General features: G+C 76.0%; 3 protein-coding genes and 1 pseudogene. All 4 read right to left on the reverse strand.

Annotation, left to right across the window (positions count from 1 at the left end):
* Positions 1-135: 135 nt before the first annotated feature.
* Positions 136-702, reverse strand: a complete 567-nt coding sequence (locus AB0K09_RS31860) for a hypothetical protein (RefSeq protein ID WP_366068871.1) — start codon at positions 700-702, stop codon at positions 136-138.
* 109 nt (positions 703-811) lie between these two features.
* Entirely contained in the window at positions 812-1,681 is an 870-nt protein-coding gene (locus tag AB0K09_RS31865) for a hypothetical protein (RefSeq protein WP_366068872.1), read from the reverse strand.
* Positions 1,682-1,711: 30 nt separating this feature from the next.
* The gene (locus AB0K09_RS31870; RefSeq protein ID WP_366068873.1) at positions 1,712-2,758 is read right to left on the reverse strand and encodes a nitronate monooxygenase; all 1,047 of its coding nucleotides are present in this window, start codon (positions 2,756-2,758) and stop codon (positions 1,712-1,714) included.
* 11 nt (positions 2,759-2,769) lie between these two features.
* A pseudogene (locus AB0K09_RS31875) lies at positions 2,770-2,883 on the reverse strand (CoA-transferase); the annotation flags it as partial.
* Between the last annotated feature and the right edge of the window lie 89 nt (positions 2,884-2,972).

Raw genomic sequence — 2,972 nt, forward strand, 5'->3', positions numbered from 1 at the left:
GGCGGCAAGGCGGCACAGCTCCCGCACGGCCCGGGTGACCGGGTTCCGGCCCGTGGCGCGCACCGGCGTGAAGAGGAGCCGGCCGACGGCCGGTCCTGGTAGCACGGTGGCCCACGCCCGCACAGCGGCCCCGTGTCACCAGGTGTGCGCGACGTCCACGATCAGGTGGTCGCCGGACTGCGTCACCCGGAACGGCAGCCGGGCGCGCACCCCGAGGCCGATCTGGGTCCGGCCCTCGAAGCTCGCCCCGTACCGGGTGTCCCGGAAGGTCCGGTAACCGGTGACGTCCACGCCCGGCAGCGGCTTGCCGGCCCGCCCCGCGTAGGTCTGCTTGCCCGTACCCGGGTCGTAGCTCGGCGCCGAGACGTAGACCTGGAGGATGGCGCCGCCGCCCACCGGTATCTCGTCGCCCGAGCCGTCCTGGTAGAACGCGTCGACGTAGCCGACGTGGTAGCCGGTCTTCCCCGCCGGGCCGCCGATGTCGAAGACCATGCGGTCGAAGCACTCCTGCTGCCCGGTCCGGATGTTCGTCAGCGGCTTGACGCTCGGATCCCTGGCCGTCTTGTCGCCGCTGCCCCAGACGGTCGAGCAGGTGGTGGCGACGGCTTCCCGCCCGGTCGCCGCGCCGGCCGTCCCGGCCGTACCCGCCAGGCCGGTGCCCGCCAGCACGAGAACGGCGGCCGCGGTTGCCAACTTTCGCATGACTGTCTCCCCAAGGTGAGTACACGTGTGTGGGATACGACAGACCGGCCGGGGACAACGTTGCGCGCCCGGCGGTATCCGGCCACCGCCGGGCGCACGTTGTCGCGAATCAGGCCGGTGCCGGCAGTCCGATCGGGTTCGGGAAGCGCAGCACCCCGGAACAGGCGGCGGCCAACGGCGCCAGGGCGGCGCGGAGTTCCGCACGGGCGGAAGGGGACATCCCCTCCCAGGCCCGGGCCGCCGCGCGGTCCGTCGCGCGCTCCGCCTCCGCGTGGACGCGGCGGCCCTCCGCCGTCGCCGAGCCGTCCGGGCCGAGCAGTCCCCGGGCGGCCAGCCGGGCGGCCGCAGCGTCCCACTCCTGGTCCGTCCACCCCCGGTACGGCTGGAGTTCCGCGCGCGGCAGGTCGATGCCCGTCCGCAGGACGAGGGCCTCGCAGCCGTCCAGGCCCGCGGCCACCAGGGACGCCACGTGGCCGTCCCCGCGGTGCTCGCGCAGCACCGTCGCCGCGTGCCACAGCGCGTCCAGCGGGTCGTCCGGCGGAGCCAGGGCCGCGTTCGCGGCGGCCAGGACACGCCCGCCGCAGTCCAGCCCGTCCAGCACCGGGGCCAGCAGCGCGGCCGCCCGCGCGGCGTCCTCCTCCCGGCCGTCCAGCAGTCGCCGCAGCGCCGCTCGCACGCCGGACCGCCGGACCTCCAGGGCCCGTTCCGCCGGCAGGAGCCGCCAGACCGAGGGCAGGGCACGCGCCACCGTGGCCGGGGCGAAGGAGAAGAAGGACGCCGTGACCGGCCCGGGCCCGACGGGCCCGAGCGGTGCCGCCCGCCCCGCGAAGTAGCCCCGCCACCAGCCGCGCAGCCCCGCCTCCTCGAAGGCGGCCGGCACCTCCGGAGCGAAGTACACGACGGCGTGGATAGGTTCGAACAACCGCCACAGCACGCGGGCGTCCGTCGTGCCGCCGTCCGGCGTACCGTCCCCGCTCATGCCGCCCCCTCCTCGTCCCCGCCGCGCGTCTCACGGCTGCGGCAAGCCTCGCAGAGTCGCGTCCGCCTCCGCCAGGATCCGCTCGACGAGCTGGGCGACGGTCGGCAGGTCATCGATCACCCCGGCGACCTGCCCGGCCGGCATCACCCCCAGGTCCGTGCGGCCCTCCACCATCGCGGCCCGCAGCAGCACCGGGGTGTTCGCGGCCAGCAGCAGCTGCCCCCAGCCGAGTTCCTTGCCGTGCTTCAGCGCCAGCCCGTCGCGCAGCATCCCCGGCCAGCTCAGCCCGGAGAGCCGGCGGAACGAGGCGGCGTGCACCAGCGCCCGCACAAGCGTGCCCGCGCGGCCGGCCTGTTCCAGGGCGGTGACGAACGGCGTACGGAGCACGCGATGCGGAATGCCGTCGACCTTGGTGGTGACGGTGACGTCCTGCACGCCGGCGTCGAGGTAGGCCGCCTTCACCCGGGCGGGCACCGCGCTGTCCGCCGTCAGCAGGAAGCGGGTGCCCATGGCGATGCCCGCCGCGCCGTACGCCAGGGCGGCGACGAGGCCGCGGCCGTCGTGGAAGCCGCCCGCCGCGATCACGGGGATGTCGACCGCGTCGACCACCTGCGGCAGCAGCACGCTGGTGGCCACCGGCCCGGTGTGCCCGCCGCCCTCGGACCCCTGCACCAGCACCGCGTCCGCGCCCCACGCCGCGACCTTCTCCGCGTGCCGCCGCGCCCCGACGGACGGGATCACCACCACACCGGCGTCCTTGAGCCGGGCGATCAGCTCCGGCGAGGGGGCCAGCCCGAACGAGGCGACCTGCACCCCCTCCTCGACGATGAGGTCGACGCGCTCCGCCGCGTCCCCCGCGTCGGCCCGCAGATTCACGCCGAACGGCCGGTCCGTCCGGGACCTGACCTCCCGGACCGCCTCGCGCAGCCGCGCCGTCGTCATGGTCGCCGAGCCGAGGATGCCCAGCGCGCCGGCCTCCGCGGAGGCGGCCACCAGCCGGGGGCCCGAGACCCAGCCCATGCCGGTCTGCACGACGGGGTGCCGGACCCCGACCAGCCGGGTGAGCGCCGTGGGCAGGGTGGGGTCGCTCACCGCCGCACCTCGCGGTCGCGCAGCCCGGCCGGGTCGATGACCTCGCGGATCAGCCGCAGTTCGGCCGCCGTCGGCGTCCGGGTGCACGGCACGTCGGCGGGCACGGTGAGGGGCTCGCTCGACGATCAGAAGAAGGTGGTCGCGGCAGTGGCCAGCACCCTCTTCGGCACGCAGGTACGGCCCGAGCACGTCATCGGGG

The organism is Streptomyces sp. NPDC049577 (assembly GCF_040675635.1).
Lineage (GTDB): Bacteria > Actinomycetota > Actinomycetes > Streptomycetales > Streptomycetaceae > Streptomyces.

What these genes read in the sequence shown, in the direction of transcription:
- AB0K09_RS31860 (WP_366068871.1), bottom strand. Translation starts at nt 702, where the DNA reads ATGCGAAAGTTGGCAACCGCGGCCGCCGTTCTCGTGCTGGCGGGCACC.
- AB0K09_RS31865 (WP_366068872.1), bottom strand. Translation starts at nt 1,681, where the DNA reads ATGAGCGGGGACGGTACGCCGGACGGCGGCACGACGGACGCCCGCGTG.